Annotated in this window: 15 protein-coding genes; 9 read left to right on the forward strand and 6 right to left on the reverse strand. The window is 59.2% G+C overall.

The features are described from left to right. Positions 1-134 precede the first annotated feature (134 nt). From NBG89_RS02435 to ubiA, 4 genes are all read left to right on the forward strand, one after another. Positions 135-1,394, forward strand: coding sequence for a class I SAM-dependent methyltransferase (locus NBG89_RS02435; RefSeq protein WP_431321560.1), 1,260 nt, complete (start codon positions 135-137; stop codon positions 1,392-1,394). A gap of 57 nt (positions 1,395-1,451) precedes the next feature. Further along, positions 1,452-2,033, forward strand: a complete 582-nt coding sequence (locus tag NBG89_RS02440) for a histidine phosphatase family protein (protein WP_431321561.1) — start codon at positions 1,452-1,454, stop codon at positions 2,031-2,033. 69 nt (positions 2,034-2,102) lie between these two features. Beyond that, the gene (locus NBG89_RS02445; RefSeq protein ID WP_431321562.1) at positions 2,103-2,822 is read left to right on the forward strand and encodes a hypothetical protein; all 720 of its coding nucleotides are present in this window, start codon (positions 2,103-2,105) and stop codon (positions 2,820-2,822) included. Between the two features lie 39 nt (positions 2,823-2,861). Next, complete coding sequence (ubiA, locus tag NBG89_RS02450) at positions 2,862-3,821, forward strand: 4-hydroxybenzoate octaprenyltransferase (RefSeq protein ID WP_431321563.1); 960 nt, start codon at positions 2,862-2,864, stop codon at positions 3,819-3,821. A gap of 61 nt (positions 3,822-3,882) precedes the next feature. On the opposite strand, the gene NBG89_RS02455 is transcribed toward ubiA, so the two are convergent. Next, entirely contained in the window at positions 3,883-4,449 is a 567-nt protein-coding gene (locus NBG89_RS02455) for a DUF6101 family protein (RefSeq protein WP_088694706.1), read from the reverse strand. A 299-nt stretch (positions 4,450-4,748) separates the two neighbouring features. Between NBG89_RS02455 and NBG89_RS02460 the strand changes: the two genes are divergently transcribed. Continuing rightward, a complete protein-coding gene (locus tag NBG89_RS02460; protein ID WP_431321564.1) occupies positions 4,749-7,469 on the forward strand; it encodes a DUF1217 domain-containing protein in 2,721 nt (906 codons plus the stop codon). Between the two features lie 15 nt (positions 7,470-7,484). Here the strand turns inward: NBG89_RS02460 and NBG89_RS02465 are convergent, their stop codons facing one another. From NBG89_RS02465 to NBG89_RS02475, 3 genes are all read right to left on the reverse strand, one after another. Further along, on the reverse strand, positions 7,485-8,912 hold the full coding sequence (locus NBG89_RS02465; protein ID WP_431321565.1) for an FAD-binding oxidoreductase: 1,428 nt from the start codon (positions 8,910-8,912) through the stop codon (positions 7,485-7,487). Between the two features lie 20 nt (positions 8,913-8,932). Then, a complete protein-coding gene (locus tag NBG89_RS02470; RefSeq protein ID WP_431321566.1) occupies positions 8,933-9,907 on the reverse strand; it encodes an L-threonylcarbamoyladenylate synthase in 975 nt (324 codons plus the stop codon). A 92-nt stretch (positions 9,908-9,999) separates the two neighbouring features. Continuing rightward, positions 10,000-10,605 (reverse strand): DUF6656 family protein, encoded by a 606-nt coding sequence (locus NBG89_RS02475; protein ID WP_088694705.1) that lies wholly within the window; start codon positions 10,603-10,605, stop codon positions 10,000-10,002. A gap of 415 nt (positions 10,606-11,020) precedes the next feature. On the opposite strand from NBG89_RS02475, the gene NBG89_RS02480 reads away from it, so the two are divergent. Next, a complete protein-coding gene (locus NBG89_RS02480) occupies positions 11,021-12,265 on the forward strand; it encodes an aromatic ring-hydroxylating oxygenase subunit alpha (protein WP_431321567.1) in 1,245 nt (414 codons plus the stop codon). Positions 12,266-12,336: 71 nt separating this feature from the next. On the opposite strand, the gene NBG89_RS02485 is transcribed toward NBG89_RS02480, so the two are convergent. After that, positions 12,337-13,335: a glycoside hydrolase family 25 protein gene (locus NBG89_RS02485; protein WP_431321568.1), complete on the reverse strand. Its 999-nt coding sequence runs from the start codon at positions 13,333-13,335 to the stop codon at positions 12,337-12,339. Between the two features lie 155 nt (positions 13,336-13,490). Between NBG89_RS02485 and NBG89_RS02490 the strand changes: the two genes are divergently transcribed. Next, entirely contained in the window at positions 13,491-14,012 is a 522-nt protein-coding gene (locus tag NBG89_RS02490) for a BA14K family protein (protein WP_431321569.1), read from the forward strand. A gap of 53 nt (positions 14,013-14,065) precedes the next feature. Here the strand turns inward: NBG89_RS02490 and NBG89_RS02495 are convergent, their stop codons facing one another. Continuing rightward, the gene (locus tag NBG89_RS02495) at positions 14,066-15,061 is read right to left on the reverse strand and encodes a transporter (RefSeq protein WP_431322760.1); all 996 of its coding nucleotides are present in this window, start codon (positions 15,059-15,061) and stop codon (positions 14,066-14,068) included. 220 nt (positions 15,062-15,281) lie between these two features. On the opposite strand from NBG89_RS02495, the gene NBG89_RS02500 reads away from it, so the two are divergent. Both NBG89_RS02500 and NBG89_RS02505 read left to right on the forward strand, forming a co-directional pair. Beyond that, complete coding sequence (locus tag NBG89_RS02500) at positions 15,282-17,060, forward strand: acyl-CoA dehydrogenase (RefSeq protein ID WP_431321570.1); 1,779 nt, start codon at positions 15,282-15,284, stop codon at positions 17,058-17,060. A gap of 9 nt (positions 17,061-17,069) precedes the next feature. Then, entirely contained in the window at positions 17,070-17,822 is a 753-nt protein-coding gene (locus tag NBG89_RS02505; protein ID WP_431321571.1) for a crotonase/enoyl-CoA hydratase family protein, read from the forward strand. Positions 17,823-18,022: the final 200 nt, after the last annotated feature.

The following is an 18,022-nucleotide window of genomic DNA, read 5'->3' on the forward strand; positions in this document are numbered from 1 at the left end:
CGCTTAGCAATCACATTTGCAAAAATGTCACACTTCGGCGGCCATGTCGCCAGCGTGCGAATTATGGCGCTTGTAAGGCGGACGAGAGATACTAAGTTGATCGGACTATCCTGTCACATTGCGAGGCCTAACTTATGGCGTCGGCTTTCTTATCGATTGTCAAAAAAATCGTCCGTACGGGTAATCTGAAACTCACTCTCGCCAATGGCGAGACGCATATGGTTGGGGACGGCAGCGGTGAACTGGTTGTCGTCCGCGTTGCCGACGAGGAAGCGGAAAGGCTGATCCGCCGCGACCCGACCCTCAAGCTCGGCGAAATGTACATGGACGGCCGGTTCATTCTCGAACACGGCAACATCTATGATTTCCTGGCGATGGTGAAGCAAAACACCACCAATGAGATCTTCGATATCCCGATGGCCGTTCTCCTGATCGGCCGTATTGCCCTTCAGCAGCTGAAAAGCCGCCTTCCGGTCAATCGCAACAAGCGCAACGTCGCCCACCACTACGATTTGTCGGAACGTCTGTTCGAGCTGTTCCTCGACGAGGATTGGCAATACTCCTGTGCCTACTACAACCCGCCGGGCATCAGCCTTGAGGAGGCACAGGTTGCCAAGAAGCGGCACATCGCCGCTAAGTTACTTTTGCAGCCGAACCAGCGCGTTCTTGAAATCGGCTCCGGCTGGGGTGGCATGGGCATGTACCTTGCTGAAGCGACACCCGGCCTCGATCTCACGGGCATTACGCTCAGCGAGGAGCAGCTGAAGATCTCGCGCGAGCGCGCGAAACAGCGGGGATTGGCCGATCGTGTCCGCTTCGAGCTGCAGGACTACCGGACGATGACCGGTCAGAAGTTCGATCGCATCGTCTCCGTGGGCATGTTCGAGCACGTCGGCATCGGCAACTTCGACAAGTACTTCAAGAAGGTACACGAACTGCTTGCCGATGACGGCGTCATGGTTCTGCATTCCATTGCCCGACCGAAGCCGAGTTTTGCGACCAATGCCTTCATCGAAAAGTACATCTTCCCCCAGGGCTACATTCCTTCGATCGGCGAGACACTGCCGCCGATCGAGAAGGCGGGCCTGCTGGTCCGGGATGTCGAAGTCCTGCCGCTGCACTACGCCTATACGCTCCGTCACTGGCGCGAGCGTTTCGTGGCGAACAAGGCCGCGGCCGTCGCGCTCTATGACGAACGCTTCTTCCGCATGTGGGAATTCTATCTGGCCGGCTCGGAAATGGGCTTCCGCTGGGACGAGCTCTTCATCATGCAGGTTCAGATTTCGAAGAACCAGTATTCGACACCTGACAACCGCGACTACATTTCTGCGGCGGAGACGAAGCTGAAAGAGTTCGAGGCGACGCGGGCACCGCTCGAAAAAGTCATTCTCTGACCCAGATCACAGGGCGCGGCAAGGACTGCGTCCTTTCAAATTCGGAGCTTGATGGCAATGGCAAGCACCCTTCCTGAGATCTATCTCGTGCGCCACGGCGAAACCGAGTGGAGCCTGTCCGGCCGGCACACCGGCCGCAGCGATCTTCCTTTGACCGAAAATGGTGAAGCGGCGGCGCGCCAGATCGGTCTGCACCTTACGGGCAGGAGCTTCGCTGCCGTTTGGTCCAGCCCGTCGCAGCGTGCCCGAAACACCTGCGAACTCTCGGGTTTCGGTACCGGCGCGCTTGTCGAGGACGACTTGGCGGAATGGGACTACGGCGCCTACGAGGGCATCACCACCAAGGAAATTCATGCCAGCCGACCCGGCTGGCAGCTGTTTCGCGACGGCTGCCCGAACGGTGAGGCGGCGGGCGATGTCGGTGCTCGGGCAGACCGGATCATATCGAAGTTGCGTCGGGCCAATGCCCCGATCCTGATCTTCTCCAGTTCGCATTTCCTGCGCGTTCTCGGCGCCCGCTGGGTTGGCCTGCCGCCGACGGATGGCGCGCGCTTCATCCTGGACACAACAAGCATCAGCGTTCTCGGCTACGAGCACGATATGACAGAACCGGTCATCCGGAAATGGAACGGAACTTAGAAATACGACTTTGACGAGCAGTCCCGACTCAGATTGAGTGCGTGCATAGACGCACGAGGGGAGGGCGGGATGCTACGCGAGACTTTCAGCATTATCGGCAGAAACTGGTCCATGTACGCAGTTGTCGTCGTTGGTACGATGGCGCTTTCGATTTTTGACGAACTCTCGGGCAAAACGACGTCCAGTGGAGCGACGAGCTTCATGTGGGGCTATCTTGCGATGTGCGTTCAGGGTGCGGTGATCTACTCGGGATCCTTTGCCGAGGTTGGAAAGCGCGCGGGCTTCGGAAAAACCTTCCCCTACTTCCTCAAGACAGCAGCGCTTTTCATCGTTGCGCTTGTGATCTCGCTACCGATCTTCACGTTACTGCCCTCGGAGCTAGGTGTGTCGGCAACCGTGCTGGTCTTCACCTCCGCCGCAATGATCGTTTACGTGCTACTACTGTCGCTTGTGGGAACTTGGCCCGTATCGAGCGTCACTGGTCTGGGGACATCGCTCTTTGATGCACTCCGGCGCGGCGTTGCGCGATTTTTTCCAACGTTCGCCCGCCTCATTGCGGGGATCATTCTGCCCTTGGTCGTGTCGATGCTGATTTTCGTCATGGCGTCCCAGGTCGCAAGCCCGCCCTTGCTGTTGGTTGATGGAAGGCCGAATATTCTCATGCTCGCGGTTTTGGCGATTGCCGCGTTTCTTCAGGCGCTGGGCGTCAGCTATGCCGCGGTTGTCCTTGCCCGCGTCTATCTTGCCGGGGAGCAAGGTTCTGCGAAGTTTGGTGCTGCGGCCGCATGACAGCTTGACCCGCGCCTTGGCCGATCGCTAGATGGCGACATGCAACAGATCGGCGGAATAAACGGGCGCGTTGCGGATGCGCCCTCGAACAACTGGGTTTACCGGATGCTGCCTCCGTGGCTCTGGCCCTATGCGCAGCTTGCGCGCTGGGATCGGCCGATCGGCTGGCAGCTGCTGATGTGGCCCTGCTTCTGGTCGGCTACGATGGCTGCCAATGCGGCTGCCTATCTCGGCCAGTTTTCCGGCGGCCAGCTGATGTTTCATCTCGTGCTCTATTTCATTGGCTCTGTCGCGATGCGTGGAGCAGGGTGCACATACAACGATCTCGTCGACCACAAGATTGATATGGAAGTGGCGCGCACCCGCTCGCGCCCGTTGCCATCCGGTCGGGTGACGCGAACGCAGGCCAAGGTGTTCATCGTCCTCCAGGCGCTGGTCGGGCTGCTGGTCCTTCTGCAGCTGAACTGGTTCTCGGTCATCCTCGGTATCGTTTCACTTGCCATCGTGGCGCTTTATCCCTTTGCCAAACGCTTCACGGACTGGCCGCAATTCTTCCTTGGCCTTGCCTTCTCTTGGGGCGCCTTGATGGGATGGGCCGCGATCTTCGGCAGCCTTTCGCTTGCCCCGGTTCTCCTCTACGTCGCCTCTGTGCTCTGGACGATCGGCTACGACACGATCTACGCCCATCAGGACAAGGAAGACGATGAGCTGATCGGCGTTCGTTCCACCGCGCGGTTGTTCGGCGACAAGACGAAACAGTGGCTCGTCGGCCTCTATGGCCTGACCCTCGTGCTCGCCTTCTGCGCCTTCCTGGTCGCAGGCGTCGGTCTGTTCGCCTATCCCGGTCTGCTCATTGCGGCGGGCATGTTCGCGTGGCAGATCGTGACGCTGGATATCACCGATGGTGATCAGTGCCTTGCTCTGTTCAAGTCGAACAATCGCGTCGGCCTGATCATCTTCCTCGGCCTCTTTCTGTCGCTTCTCTTCACCCTGCCCTGAAGCGGAAACGACAATGCCCGGCACAAGGGCCGGGCATTGATGGTCTGAAACGCCGCACCGATTAGCTGCGGGCGATGATTTCCTTGCCTTCGATCTTCATGGCGACGCCGAGTTTGCCGGTCGTGCGGCGCACGAGGAAACGCGGGCGGCGATTGGCGAAGTAGGAATGACGGCGACGCGGCTTCAATGCGCTGGTACGCAGGTCGCCGAGATGCTCTTCCAGCGGCCGTGCAACGCCATCGGCCTCGACCATCAGCATCGGAATGCGGAAGGCTTCTGACCAGTTGCGCCAATCGGCAGCAATATCCGCCAGGTCGTGAGCGACCAGCAGCGGCACGCAAAGTTCGGGATCTTCGTGATGAAGCTCCAGGGTTACGGTGACTTCGCCGTCGCCATGGTCGATGGCGCGGGCGGCAACGCCCTTGAAGGCGCGCTTGGGAAGGGCGATCGAAAGCGGCAGGCCGCTTGAGGGGAGAACCTTGCGCAGGATGGCGCCACGTTCGTCGATCGTTATGCTGACGTCACTTGAGGAGTCGTGGATGGCGTAGCTGACCTGCTGGGGAAAGCGAGACGGATCGAGACGCAGTGTCGTTCCAGCCCATACGGGCTTCATAACGGTGTTGTTCATGTTCATTCTACCCTTGTCTTACCTGAGAGCCGGTTTCCGGTCTTCTCCTCGGGGCTTTTCGCCCTCTATGGCTCGACAATAGGCGCCGCCTGTTCCGGACAGCTTAAAAATCGCGGTTAAGAAAACTTTGCCTCCCTGGATGGTTATCAAAACCGAAGCCGGCAAGGTTTCCGGAGGGTGAACGGGCGGTGTGCCATATTGCAACGCGGCAGGGGTAAGTCTCGGGTAAGCTTTTTATAGCAAAATGACCCAGAACCAATCTGTCATGCTTTGAAGACTTTGCCGGAAAAGGGCGCGTTATGATCTCTGCTTCGATGGCCTACAACATATTGTCGGGAAACATGAAGCAGAGCCTGGATCGTGTTGCCGCCCAGGGAACGGTCAAGCGCGACGCCGAGTATTACAAGGACAACATCAACAAGATCAAAGACGTCGACGATTTCCTCGGCAACTATCGAGTCTACAGCTACGCGATGACGGCTTATGGTCTGGATGATATGACCTACGCCAAGGCCTTCATGAAGAAGGTCCTGGAAAGCGATCTGACCGACCCGAACAGCTTCGCCAACAAGCTCACTGATACTCGATACAAGGAGTTCGCGGCGGCGTTCAATTTCAAGTCGCCCGCTGCGGACGCGCAGAGCGATGCACAGGAAGACGATCTGATCGGTCTCTACACGCAGTCCTTTGCGGATGAGAGCAAGACGGCGGCCAGCGAGACGAACTATTACAGCAACGTCATCGACAACGTGCAAAACGTCTCGGATCTGGTCGGCAATAGCCGCGCCCGTACCTATGTGCTGAAAGCCTACGGCATTGACCCAACCTACGTGTCGAAGGATTTCCTGACACAGGTCCTGACGAGCGACGTCAACGACCCGAACAGCTTCGTGAACGTCAACGGCAACGACAAGTACAAAGCACTCGCTGCACAGTTCAGTTTCAACGCGGACGGCACGGTGAACGGCGCGGCGCAAACGGCTACGCAGAAAAGCACCGTCATCGAACAGTACAACCTGACGGTCCCGTCGACAGTGACGCAAGCGGCAGCCGACTATAACAAGGCTTACTATCTGTCCAAGATCGGAACGATCACGAGTGTCAGCGACCTGGTCGGCGACAGCCGGCTGGCGTCCTACATCAAGACGGCGTTCAGTATGGGGGACATCAGCAATGCTGCCCTGAAACTGGTGCTGACCGACGCCAACTATGCGAATACCTTGGGCTATGGCGAAGCCAACAGCGCTTTCAATTTTAACGAGGACGGTACGATCGATTCCAGTGCTGCCTCCTATGCGGCGCAAACCTCCGATCAGATCGATGCCATGGCAAATATGGTGTCCGCAGCGTCAAGCTACTACCAGTCCAAGATCGCCACAATCACGAACGTCGACGATCTGGTGGCCGATCCAAGGTTGACGCGCTTCATCAAGGACGCCTACGGCATGCCGCAAACGCTGAGCGATGCCGATCTGAAGAGCGTGCTCACGGACTCGACCTATGCCTCGACGCTCGGCTACGACAACGTCCATGCTGCCTTTAACTTTCTCGCCGATGGCACTGTGTCGTCGGACAAGGGCGTTGCGCAGACGACTGCACAGGCACGCTCCACAAGTTCCGGTGCCAATGCCAATCTTAGCTATTTCCAAAGCAAGATAGGCTCCATCTCCAACGTGGATCAGCTGATCGCGGATCAGAAGCTCACAAGTCTTATCAAGTCGGTCTATCGGATGCCTGCCGATACCAGCGATGCGGACCTGAAGAGCATTCTCACCGATCCGAGTTTTGCCTCCGCCCAGGGCTTCAGCAACGTCAACGCGGCGTTCAGCTTTGCCTCGGACGGTTCGGCAGCAGCCGCGTCCGGTCCGCAAAGCAGCGTGCAGTTGCAATATACGACCAGAAATTACAACGCTCGCTATGATGACGCTCAGCAGGATGAGATCGACGCGGCGGTCGCCAACTACAAGGAGCGAATGAGCGACGACAACGTTAAGAGCGTGGACGATTTCCTTCGCTCCAATGCGGCAGCGGATCTGAGCAAGAAGAATGACAGCCTGCCGGACCCTTACGAGATGGCGCTGCGTGCTTACGGTTTGACGGAGCAGGAGGTGCCGCGGTCGACGATGCGCAAGTTGCTGAAAAGCGATCCCTACGATCCCAAGGGCTACGTCGCCTCATTCAAGGACGAGCGTATCACGAATCTTGTCCGTGCCTTCAATTTTGGCAGCAACGGCAAGATCGCGTCGGAGCTCCAAGCGTTGCCATCGGCCGTTATTGCCAAATATGCGACAAACTACAAATCGCGCGCCACCATGGGAATGAACGACGGCTCCATCAAGGATAAAGCCGCGAAAGATGCGACCACGGCGGTCAACGAGTTCGCCAAGGGCATGGCCGAGGTGAAATCGCTCGACGATTTCCTGAAGAACGACAAGCTGACCAGCTTCGTCCTGAAGGCGAACGGCCTCGATCCCAAGAAATACAACGAGGAGACCTTGAGAAAGATCTTCACGTCCGATCCTTCCGATCCGAAGAGCTATCTGAACACGAAGGCGGATTCGAAGTTCAAGGAAATCGTCGCCGACTTCAACTTCGACACCGAGGGTGACCTGACGCGCGCCAAGATCGGGGCCGTCCAGAATACAGGCGCGGAGGATCGAACGCAGCAAAACTATCTCCAGCAGACGCTCGAAACGCAGCAGGGTGAAAGCAATGACGGCGTACGCCTTGCACTGTACTTTGCCCGCAAAGCACCCGACATCACCTCGCTCTACACGATCCTCGGCGACAAGGCCCTGTTCCAGGTCATCACGACAACCTACAGCCTGCCAAGCGGCATCTCGAGCATGGACGTCGACAAGCAGGTCGATGTTTTGAAAAAGTTCGTCAATCTCGACGATCTCCAGGATTCGCAGAAGGTCGACAAGTTATTGAAGCGGTTCACCGCCATGTACGATCTGAAGAACAGCTCCAGCAACTCGCCCGCATTGACGATTTTGACCGGCGGCAAGTCAAGCTGACGATCTCGAATATTTTTAGTCGACGCTGAGGACTTTGCCGGGGTTCATGATGCCGGCAGGGTCGAAAGCGCGCTTGATCCTGCGCATCAGGTCCATTTCGATCTCCGGACGGATCGAGGCCAGTTCATCGCGCTTCAGCTGGCCGATCCCGTGCTCGGCGGAAATCGATCCGCCATGTGCCAGTACGAAGCCATGAACGATGTGGTTCATTTCGCGCCAGCGCGCCAGGAAGGCTTGTTTGTCGGCGCCGACCGGCTGGGAAATGTTGTAGTGAATATTGCCGTCGCCCATGTGACCGAAGGCGCAGATGCGGGCGCCGGGCATCGCAGCCATGACCGCTTCGCCGGCTTCGTGCATAAAGGCCGGGATCGCCGAAACCGGCACGGAAACGTCGTGCTTGATCGATCCGCCTTCCGGCTTCTGAGCGTCCGACATGCTCTCGCGCATGTGCCAGAGCGCCTTCTGCTGCGCGACCGAGGAGGCGATCGCCGCGTCCTGAACCAGCCCTGCCTCGAAGCCCTGCTCAAGCAGCGCCGTCATCATGCGCTCGGCGGTTTCGGCGGAATCGGATGTGGAGATATCGACCAGGACGTACCAGGGATGGACCGATTCCAGCGGATCGCGTACGCCCTCGATATTGCGGGCGGTAATTTCGACGCCGAAGCGCGGCATGAGCTCGAAGCCGGTGAGCGAGGTGCCGCAAAGGCTGGACGCGAGATTGAAGAACGCAAGGGCATCCTCGACCGAGTTAAGGCCCGCGAACGCAACCTGCTTTCCAAGCGGCTGCGGAAAGAGCTTCAGCACCGCGCCGGTGATAATGCCGAGTGTGCCCTCTGCGCCGATGAAGAGGTCGCGCAGGTCGTATCCGGTATTGTCCTTCTTCAAACGACGCAGCCCGTTCCAGATTTCACCGGTGGGTAGCACGACCTCAAGACCGAGGCAGAGCTGGCGCATGTTGCCATAGGCAAGCACGGCGGTACCGCCGGCGTTCGTCGAGAGATTGCCGCCGATCCGGCAGGAGCCCTCCGAGCCAAGGGACAGCGGAAACAGCCTGCCGTGTGTCTCGGCCGCCTTCTGCACGTCTGCGAGGATCGCGCCGCCGTCGGCAACCAAGACATTGGCAATCGGATCGACGTCGCGAACCTTGTTCATGCGTTCGAGCGAAATGATGATGTCGGACTTGCCCTCGCGTGGCGTCTGGCCGCCGACGAGACCCGTATTGCCTGTTTGCGGCACGACGGCAGTTCCGGTCTCAGTCGCGAGCTTCAGGATCGCCGACACTTCTTCGACGGAGCCGGGCTTCAGAAGGAGAGGCGAGGAGCCATGGTAAAGGCCGCGGTTTTCGATCAGATGCGGCGCGAGATCCGCTTCGCTGCGGAGCGCATGTTTCTCACCGACGATGGCGGCGAAACGGTCGAGAAGTTCGGTGGAAACTGCGCTCATCGAACCTTGGTCCTTCTTGCTTATTCGCGTGGTGCAGCGGCCCGGCGGAGCCGATCGTTGATTGCCTCGCCGAGTCCCTCGTCGGGAATGGCGGAAAAGGCGATCGTCGCGGCACCGCTGGCGTCGGCTCTCTTCATATAGTCGAACAGGTTGGCCGCCGCCTCGGCAAGATCGCCGTCCTGGCTGAGATTGAGGACGATCCTGGCATCATCGACCCCGGCGACGGAGGTGCTGCCGAAGGCAATCAACGCCTCGCCGGCATCGACATGCGTTGCGTCCAATCGAACAGTGGCACCAGGTGCGTAGTGGGACGCCAACATTCCCGGAGCCTCGATGGCCGCAGACGCCTTCCTGGCTCGCAGAAGCTTCTGACCGGTCACGCGTTCGATCTCGGAGGCGGGCAGCCCACCTGGCCTGAGGAGCCTGACTTTGCCGTCCTCGACCTTGACGATGGTGGACTCGACACCGACCGCGCTGGCGCCGGCATCGAGGATCAGCCTGATGCGCTCGCCGAGATCAGCGTCGACATGATCCGCGCTCGTCGCACTGATCTTGCCCGACGTATTGGCGCTGGGCGCGGCGAGCGGTCGACCGAAGGCGCGGATCAGTTCACCTGCAAAGCCCTTCGGAACACGGATGCCGACAGTATCAAGCCCTGCGGTCGCCAGCGAATGAATGGCGCTCTCGGGCTTCAGCGGCAGGACGAGTGTGAGCGGGCCGGGCCAGAAGGCTTCGGCCAGTGCGTGCGAAATAGGGTCGAACGCGGCGTGCCGCTCGGCCATGGCAAGATCAGCCATATGGCAGATCAGCGGATTGAAGCGGGGGCGGCCCTTGGTCTCATAGATATGGGCGATCGCAATCGGGTTGGTCGCATCGGCAGCGAGCCCGTAGACAGTCTCTGTCGGGATCGCGATCGGGAAGCCCTCGCCAAGCACGGCGCAACCGGCTTCAATAGCCTGCTGCCTATCCTTCGTAATGTCGATCGATCGTGCCATGCGCTGCCCGGATTGCTGTCCGGCAGTCCTTATGCCTTCCGGGCGATCGGATCAATATCAGAGCGGCCGATGATGCCCGCGAATGATCACGATCAGAGTTGGCGGATGATCTCGCGCAGCTGCTCGTTGCGTGCGCCAAGCAGCAGCACATTCTTGATGGCGATTTGTGGATCGTCCGTGCGGAAGAGCACTCCGTTGCCCCGCACCGAGCGGTCGATCGTCATCTTCTCAGGCGTATGTTCGCCCGGCTTGATGGCGACCGCGAAGTACATGCGCGAATACTTCACATCGATCTTCTGGAAGAAATTGTCGTTGTCGCCGATGTCGGCGTAGAAATTTGCGATGTAGAAGGCCCAGCTGACTTCCTCGTAGCGGGCGAATTTTGTCCGCGACGCCGTCACATGGCAGTAGCCAAGATGCGGGCTGTCCTCCAGCGTCCGATGAAACAGCATCTTCGGAAACTGGATCGAGCGGTGAAAGCCGTTGATATGCTGATGCGTCTTGGCGCCGGCCGTCTCCAGCTTGTGGCCGGTTCTCTCGGCCACTTCGTCATGCGTGAGGTAGCGCCGTTCCTCGGCGAGCCAGTGCGCCCGGGTGCGCGTGATCTTTCCGGTGCGCAGAAATTCGGAATGCGAGGCGACCGGTGCCGCGTTGCGCGCATTGCTGTTGCTGGTGTCGAAATAGCGAAGCTTCGCCATGTGGATATCCGCATGCATGTCTGATGCCGGCAAGGATAGGCAATCATGCTTAATGGTCGATTAAACGTGACCGCGACTCAGGGCCTTGGTGGGACCTGACTCAAGATCGGCATGTCGCAAATACGATAGTCGCGGCGATGTCGTGCCGAAAGTCCAAACGTGAATTGGGTTGCGTCGATGTCGTAATTGGCCTTACTTGCCGAGAACGAAGCATTGGAGGTTGGAGCCGTGTTCTATTCCGCACTCCTTTGTCGCCTGTCGTCATTTTCGAAGCCGATGTCGCTTTACAACCAAACGCCGCGCCCCAGCGGTGCTTAAATGTCTTTCAAGAAAGTCTCCTGACGGAAAGGGAGCGCAGCTTTCGGCGAGTTTCGCCTTCTATCAAGCGGCGGTCCCATTATACGAGGATATGCAGATGGATATTCGCAGCAACGTATTGCGGCAACTCAAGACTCGCCGGGAAGGCTTCAGTCTCGAGCAGCCCTTCTATATCGACGAGGACTACTTCAAGCTCGATATGGAAATGATCTACTATCGCGACTGGCTATTCATGGGCCATGACTGCGAGTTGCCGAAGCCGGGCGCCTATTTCACCGTTCAGATCGGCGAGTATCCAGTCGTCATCGTTCGCGGCCGCGACAATGTCATCCGCGCTTTCCACAACAGCTGTCGTCATCGCGGTTCGCGTGTCTGCACGAAGGACCACGGCTCGTCGGTTCGCCTCGTCTGCCCCTATCACCAGTGGGCCTATGACCTCGATGGCAAGCTCGCTTTTGCCCGTCACATGGGTGACGATTTCGACAAGAGCGGCTACGGCCTGAAGCCGGTTCATTGCGAGAGCTTCGGAGGCTATATCTTCATCTGTCTCGCCCAGAACGCGCCCGATTTCCAGCCGGTGCGCGACATGGTGGCTCCCTACATGCTGCCCCATCACTTGAGCGATGCGAAGGTGGCCTTCCAAAGCACCATCATTGAGAAGGGCAACTGGAAGCTCGTCTGGGAAAACAACCGCGAGTGCTATCACTGCGCGGCCAACCACCCCGAACTTTGCCGCACTTACCCCGAAGCGCCGAGCGTTACGGGCACGGATGGCGGTGCCGATGATCCGGAGATATCAGGTCACTGGGCGCGTTGCGAGGCGGCCGGACTGCCGAGCAAATTCCAGATTTCTCCCGATGGTCAGTTCCGCGCGGCTCGCATGCCTCTGATCGAGGATGCAGAGAGCTACACCATGTCTGGCAAGCGTGCCGTCAAGCGGCCGTTGTCTGATGACGTAACGATCGATCGCATCGGCACGATGCTGCTCTTCCACTATCCGACGACCTGGAATCACATTCTCGGCGACCATGCGATCTCCTTCCGCGTGCTGCCGCTCAGTGCCAACGAAACTGCGGTTACGACGAAGTGGCTGGTGCACAAGGATGCCGTCGAGGGCGTCGATTACGATCTCGCCGACCTCACGCACGTCTGGACCGAAACCAACGATCAGGACCGCCGCATCGTTGAAGAGAACGCGTTCGGGATCCACTCGCCGGCATACGAGCCCGGCCCCTATTCGATGCTGCACGAAGGCGGCGTCATGCAGTTCCTCGAATGGTACTCAAACTTCATGGTCAATCGGCTCCAGGGTGATCAGGCGAAGCTCTCCGTCGTCGCCTGATCCCAAAAAGGCTCCCTCCCAAGTGACCCCGCTCTCCGAGAGGCGGGGTCTTTTTTTTGGAAGTGAGCTCCTCAGAAGTCGCGACGGGTACGAGCTACTTCGCCCGGCGGTATCGAAGAGGTGACGATGGGGTCCGGTGCTACCGGTGCGGCGGCAGCCAAGCTTTGGGCAGGTTTTCCGCGTGGTTCCATCTCGATCTTGGCAAGGATGAGTGGCGGGTCGGGCTCGCGCGCTGGCAGAAGGTTGCCCCGGGCCCATACCTTTGCAAGCTCGGTTCGGTTCATCGGCGCGACATTGACGTCGATATCTGTCAAGGTGCCCGGAACACGGTAAGGGCAGTGGCGCTTGCTGCAATTCAGTCCTGACGAGAACTGCCACATCAGGTAGTTGTCCCAGTTTCCCATCGGGAACACGCCCTTCACATCGGGTTTGTATCGCGCATACCAGATCGGCAGCCGGGCCAGTACCGGATAGTCGTTGTGGTAGGCGGCGATGTAGCGAGCGGTGTTATGGTTGGTGTAGAGAATCGGGTAACGCCCGGTTCTCGCCCTGATGTGGCCAACGAATATCTGCGCGTCCTCCAGCGACATGAACTTCTGAGGATCAATGCCCTCGAGGTCGAGGATCATCATCTCGTCGTTCTTGGGATCGGCGTAATCGAGGTAATGGTTGGCCTGGTCGACCGGGTTGCCGGGGCGTGCGAGGTGATAGGAGCCCCATAGCAGACCGGCGGCCCGAGCAACGAGCCGCCGCGTCTGAAAGAGCTCGCGGCTCACCGCATATTTGCGCCACATGGTCTTGCAATGCGCGACTGTGTCTCCGGCATGATCGCCGGTGCATGAGAAGCTCTCGGGAAGTCCGTCGGAGGCCTTTGAGATGAAGGCGGCGATGCGTTTGTCGGAAAGCAATGAACCCCAATCGATGGTATTCAGTTCGTACGCGTCGATGACGAGGGCGTTATCGGGGTTCTTCCAGGGAAGGGTGTCAGTGGCCGCAGCCTGAAACGGAGTCCCGACGACAAACGCCGGAACCAGCAAACGAAGCAGAAGATTTCTCCAGGATTGCTTCATGGAGTGAGCGTGGTGAAAGGCGGTTAATGTCCAGTTAATCCGCGATCGCTTAAAAACGGAAAGTTGCAACAACGGCATGAAAACCGGTCATTGGAACGTTTTCACAGCCTTGGCGTTATCATGCGCGCGTATTCCACCCTGGGAATGGAGATTCCATGACTGGATTTTTTAAGAAGATAGCGATTGCCGCCGTTTCCTTCGTCACGCTGGCAAGTGGCCATGCGCCCTCGCAGGCGATGCAGATGCCAGCAATGCCGCAGGTCGAAAAGTCTGGTGACGTAGAGAACGTCCAATATTGCCGTGGCCCGTATTGCCGCCCCGGTTATCGCCCTGGATACCGGCCGGGCTACTATCCCGGCTATCGGCCTGGTTATTATCCAGGGTATCGCCCAGCCTATCGTCCCGGCTGGTACGGTGGCTATCGCGGCTATCCTTACTATCGCAACGGTTATCGCTACTACAACGGATACTGGTTCCCGCTTGCTGCCTTTGGCGCCGGTGCGGTGATCGGTGGTGCAATCGCTTCGCAGCCGACCTATGTCGCACCGCCCGTGGCTCCGCTCGCGTCGGGTCACGTGGCATGGTGCCAAGCTCGTTACCGCTCCTATCGGGTCTACGACAATACCTTTCAGCCGTACAATGGCCCACGCCAGCAGTGCGTTTCACCCTACTATTGAGTGACGCAGGCGCCCACGTTTCAGGCCCGGCAGCAATGCCGGGCCTTCTGCATTCAGAGTATGCGAACACGCTTCAACAGCCACCATGCCAGCAGGATGGAGGCGATGATGAGGGCCACGGCATATTCCGTGCCGCCGCTACCTTCAGCAAAAGGCAGGTTGGTGGTGTTCATGCCGAAGAAACCCGTTACCAAGGTCGGCGGCAGCAGGAAAGCTGTCATGATCGACAGGATGTAGAGATGGCGGTTCGTCTCGGAAGACAGCTTCGAGTCGATTTCTTCATGCAGCAAGCGCGCTCGATCCTGTAGTGCGTAAATATCGTGATCGACGGTTTCGAGGCGGCTCGTCAATCGTGTCGCAACATCATCGAAGCCGAAGGGCATTTCGTCATCATGCGAGGCGGCAGCGCGACGCATCAGGGCCAGCACGGTTCTCAGGTGCCGGTGCAGCCTGACGACCGTGCGGCGCACCGGCGCCAGCCGCCGGCGTTCGTCGCGTGGCGAGTTGTCGTAAACGAAATCCTCGATAACGTTGAGCTCATCCGTCATTTCCATGACGATAGAGATCAGTGTGCGCTGGAATTCGATCACCAGGATCTCGAACAGGTCGACGGGTCGTTCGAATTTTGCCGGGTTCTTCTCCACAAGTGCGCGAGCGCGTTCGATGCTGCGGAGCGGCTGTAGCCGCGTCGTGATGATGAAGCGATCCGATATCGCAAAGTGCAGCCAGCCGAGATCGGCAGTCTCGTGATCGAACTCCCGCTGGCAATCGACAAGCGTGCCGTAGAGCATCTGTTCGTCGACGGTCATCACGGCATGCGTGTCACGAGTGAGCAAGGCTGCCTTGGTATCGTCGTTCAAGCCCTCGATGCTGTCGAGCAGGCTGGGAACGCGGGCATCGGCAAGGTTGAGATGCAGCCAGTAGAAGCCGCCACCGTTGGTCAGCTCGGCCTGCGGCGCGCTGTTTGGGAGGCGTATTGCCTTGCCGCCCTCTGGCGGAAAGCGGTAGGCCCACACGAGTCCGGGAATGTTGGCGGGCAAAGTATCCATTGGTGCGCCGGTCCTCTTGCGATCGCGGTCAGTGTCCATAGAGATTCTCTATGACGGTTGTTTGTGCAAGTGCGCAATAATGCAAGGCATGCGTTACTGTCCGGTGCATTTGACGTCGGAAAGTTTGAAATTGACGTTTACGTAAAAATCAATTAGCTCTGCCCCTGGAGGGGCCGGAGGGCGTTGTCGCTCGACGGCCTGCGATGCGAGGAGATCACTGATGTACAAGGCGCCCGTCGAGCAGATTGCGTTCACCCTGAAGCATGTTGCTGGCTTGGGGAGTGCAATAGAGGCCGGCTTGTTGGGCGATCTCGGCGAGGATCTCGTCGATGCCATCCTTCACGAAGCGGGACGATTCGCCACGGATGAAGTGGCGCCGCTTGCCGAGACTGGCGACCGTCAGGGTTCGCGCCTCGTTGATGGTAAGGTGGTGACGCCGGATGGTTGGCGGGATCTCTATCAGAACTGGATCGCTGGCGGCTGGAACGGCCTGACGGCACCAGAGGAGTTCGGCGGGCAGGGGCTGCCGCACATGCTGAACGTCGCGGCGCTCGAAATGTGGAACTCCGGATCGATGGCGTTCGCACTCTGCCCGACGCTGACCATGGGGGCGATCGAAGCCATCAACAGTCACGCCTGCGACGACCTCAAGAATACCTACCTCTCGAAGCTTGTCTCTGGTGAATGGACAGGTACGATGAACCTGACTGAGCCGCACGCCGGTTCCGACCTCGGTGTGCTCAAGACGCGGGCCGAACGTCGGGATGACGGCAGCTACCGCATCTTCGGCCAGAAGATCTTCATCACCTGGGGCGAGCATGACGCCGCAGACAACATTGTGCACCTGGTTCTCGCCCGTCTGCCGGATGCGCCGGCCGGAACACGCGGCATCTCGCTGTTTCTCGTGCCGAAGTTTCTCGTCAATCCCGACGGATCGCTCGGCGCTCGCAACGATCTCTTTGCGCATTCGCTGGAGCACAAGCTCGGCATCCACGGCTCGCCGACCTGCACGATGATCTATGGCGACGGCAGGTTCGGCTCCGAGAAGGGTGCGATCGGCTGGCTGGTCGGCGAGGAGAACAAGGGTCTCGCCTGCATGTTCACGATGATGAACAACGCTCGCCTTGCCGTCGGCATGCAGGGCGTTGCCGTTGCCGAAGCGGCGACGCAGAAGGCGACCGCCTATGCGAAAGAGCGTACCCAGGGGAAGGCACCGGGCTGGACGGGCGGCGGCATGAGCCCGATCATCGAACACCCCGATGTTACTCGGATGCTCCTGACGATGAAGGCGCTGACGCAGGGGGCGCGCGCGATTTCCTATGCCTGCGCCCACGCCATCGACATGTCGCATCGTGCTTCGGACCGCAAACAGCATTGGCAGGAGCGCGCTGCGCTGCTGACTCCGATCGCCAAGTCCTTTTCCACCGATGTCGGCGTCGACGTTGCCTCGCTCGGCATTCAGGTCCATGGCGGCATGGGCTTCATCGAGGAGACGGGGGCCGCGCGCTACCTGCGCGATGCACGCATTGCGCCGATCTACGAGGGTACGAATGGCATTCAGGCAATCGATCTCGTCACCCGCAAATTGACGCTCTCGAACGGCGAGCAGGTGCACGCCTTCATCGCCGAATTGAAGCAGATCGCCGATGAGGTTCGCCATTCCAACCTGGACGGCTTCGGCGCGACGGCAAATCGGCTCGATGCCGCCATAACGGACCTTGGTGAAGCGACGGATTGGCTGCTGGCGCAGGTTCGCGAGGGCAAGATGACAGAGGCGCTGGCCGGCGCGACGCCCTATCAACGGATGTTCGGCCTTGTTCTGACCGGTTGCTACCTGGCGAAGGGCGGGTTCGCTCAGGCGCCGGACGGTGGGGCCGAAGGGCGCATCGCGCTCTGCCGCTTTGCTGCAGAAAATCTTCTTTCGGAAGTAACGGCGCTGAAAGACTGCGTCGTCAACGGTGCTGCAAGCCTTGCGGCCGCAAAAGTCGTTCTTGCCTAAGGAACCATCATGACAGAGCAGGTCATCGTCGAGCAGAATGCCGCCCACCCCGGCATCCAGATCATCCGGTTCAACAGGCCGGAAAAGAAGAACGCCATCACCCGCGCGATGTATCGGAAAATGGCTGACGCCTTGATTGCCGCCAATGCCGATGCGGCGATCAAGGCGACGGCCTTTCTCGGCACTGAGGGCTGCTTCTCCGCCGGCAACGATCTCGGTGATTTCCTTACTGCTGCGATGGGTGGCGCGATGCCTCGAGAGATCGTCGAATTCCTCTATGCCATGGTCCGCTGCGAAAAGCCGATCGTCTCGGGCGTCGACGGGCTGGCAATCGGTATCGGAACCACGATGCACATGCATTGCGATCTGACCATCGCCTCCGCACGCAGCCAGTTCCGCACTCCGTTCGTCGATCTCGCCCTCGTCCCGGAAGCGGCGTCCAGCCTCCTTGCGCCGCGTATCATGGGGCATCAGCGCGCCTTCGCGCTTCTGGCTCTTGGCGAGGGTTTCTCCGGCGAGGAAGCACAAGAAGCGGGACTTGTCTGGAAGGTCTCAGCACCCGATGCGGTCGAAGCCACGACGCTCGCAACCGCCGCCAAGCTCGCAGCCAAGCCGCCGGAAGCGCTCAAGATCGCTCGTAACCTGATCCGCGGCGACCGCGAGGAGATCATCGCCCGCATCGATGATGAGGCACGCCATTTCTTCGAGCGTCTCCACAGCGCCGAAGCGAGGGCCGCGTTCGAAGCTTTCATGCGCCGCTGACGCCGGAAAGTTTGAACGTCAAGAGCCTGATCGGATGCCCGCTTGTCGCGGGCATTTCTGTTTGTATGCGGCCACCGGCTCCTCCACCCGGCAAACACGCTCGAATCATATTACTTTTAATCGAATCTTACGGATCTTCGTCTCTAGTGAGATCCAATGCATGACGCAGGACGGATATCGTCCGTATTGTTTTCCGATAT

This window comes from Rhizobium sp. YTU87027 (assembly GCF_050644135.1).
Classification (GTDB): domain Bacteria; phylum Pseudomonadota; class Alphaproteobacteria; order Rhizobiales; family Rhizobiaceae; genus Rhizobium.